Source organism: Pelosinus baikalensis (genome assembly GCF_020819555.1).
GTDB lineage: Bacteria > Bacillota > Negativicutes > DSM-13327 > DSM-13327 > Pelosinus > Pelosinus baikalensis.
Genome location: NZ_JAJHJB010000109.1, coordinates 1 through 1,683 on the forward strand (window position 1 = coordinate 1; position 1,683 = coordinate 1,683).

Here is a 1,683-nt window from a genome sequence, read left to right on the forward strand (position 1 = left end):
ATATGCTTTTTCGATTAGATCAAGATCAAAAAGGAATTGATAAAAGGCTGGTAGTTGTGGAAGAATCGGCAAAATCGGCACATAAAAGATTAGACGGAATGGGGGCGCACTGATGATATTACCTACAAGTGAATTGCAGATCTTTATTTGGGCCGCTGGCATATTGCTGGCGGCTAATGTTTTAGCTATGGGGCTGTTCGTGTTATTTGCAAAACTTCGAGATGGTAAGACAAAAGAGTCCATTCGAAGTATCATTTTTGAGCTTGATCGGTTTGCCGATAACATGGAGAATATTGAAAAACGAAGGACAGCAATCCAGCAGATTAATGACATTTTAGGGTGGCGCCGTATTTTGGTACCTGGTGCGCTCATCGGCTGGATCATCGATGCAGAAGTGGCAACTATTCGAAAAATGCAGAAAACAACGAATACACCAAATTTACATGAGGGGGAATAATCATGCGTATTGTAATTGATCCAGGACATGCAGGGCGATTAACAGATCCGGGGGCAGTATCGCCGTTTACAGGGCTCAGAGAATCAGATGTTGTCTTATCAATGGCATTCATGATCCAGCGTTATCTTCGAGCGGTAGGATATGAAGTTTTGTTGACCAGGACCCAAGATGAGCAGCCAGAAACCGATGATTTAAGCTATCGTACTAACTTATCAAACTCATGGGGAGCTGACTTATTTGTTAGTCTACACTGCAATAGCGCAGGTAGTTCATCAGCGCAGGGTTACGAAGTTTGGACTTCACCAGGGCAGACCCAGGGAGATGTATTAGCAACAAAAATATTTAACCAGGTTGCAGGTGAGTTTCCGGATCGCACTGGTCGTACTGATTATTCAGATGGTGATCCAGACAAAGAAAGTAAATTTTATGTACTTGTGTACACCGATGCACCTGCATGCTTGGTTGAAACGGCATTCCTTTCTAACGAAGAAGAGACCACATTATTGTCTAATCTTACCTGGCAAGATCGATATGCTAGAGCCATTGCTAGGGGTATTACTGATTATGTGGGAGGTATATAGATATGAATGAAAAAGATCTAGCCCAACAAGTGCTAGAAAAAGTAACGGCCGCTACTGGTAGTAAGTACCGAGTAGCGGCCGTTGCTTTTGTAGCTATAGTTATAATTGGATTACTGATTGCCGGCTATTTCGCTTGGCAGAAACATACTGATACAGAAGCCAAGCTGCAGCAGGCAATCGTGTTAAGCCAGCAGCAAGCCCAGGATAAAAACGTCTTGCAAAATAAACTTGACCTTAGTAATCAAAATGCTGAAATGTTGGCCAACTTTATAAATAAGGCTCAAACGGGCCAGGTGCAGCCGATTAATCATTTTACCGTGCAGGCGCCAACCGTGCAAGTGGCTGCCGAAGATATAGCAAAACGTATTAACGATAAAGATCCCACACTGCCACCTGCAGCTATCGAAAAGACCGATAATACGATTGTAACAACTAACACAAATAAAACGCCACAGGCTAATTATGACGTTGCTGTATTTAAAAATAATAATTATAGGAGCTGGGAATGGTCTGCTGGTTACGGTCAGCATGGTAGTGATCAGTATATACCCGTAGAGCTGCAGCGTAATTTTAGTAAAGATGCTGCAATCAGTTATGAGCACCATTTTGGCGGTAATAGTTCGGGTTGGGAAATAAAATATACGA

General features: G+C 42.5%; 3 protein-coding genes. All 3 read left to right on the forward strand.

Annotation, left to right across the window (positions count from 1 at the left end; genetic code table 11):
* Window positions 1–112: 112 nt before the first annotated feature.
* Complete coding sequence (locus LMF89_RS25275; RefSeq protein ID WP_229537574.1) at window positions 113–457, forward strand: hypothetical protein; 345 nt, start codon at window positions 113–115, stop codon at window positions 455–457.
* Window positions 458–459: 2 nt separating this feature from the next.
* Complete coding sequence (locus tag LMF89_RS25280; RefSeq protein ID WP_229537575.1) at window positions 460–1,038, forward strand: N-acetylmuramoyl-L-alanine amidase family protein; 579 nt, start codon at window positions 460–462, stop codon at window positions 1,036–1,038.
* A gap of 2 nt (window positions 1,039–1,040) precedes the next feature.
* Window positions 1,041–1,683 (forward strand): hypothetical protein (locus LMF89_RS25285; protein ID WP_229537576.1); only part of this gene is annotated, 643 nt, incomplete at its 3' end.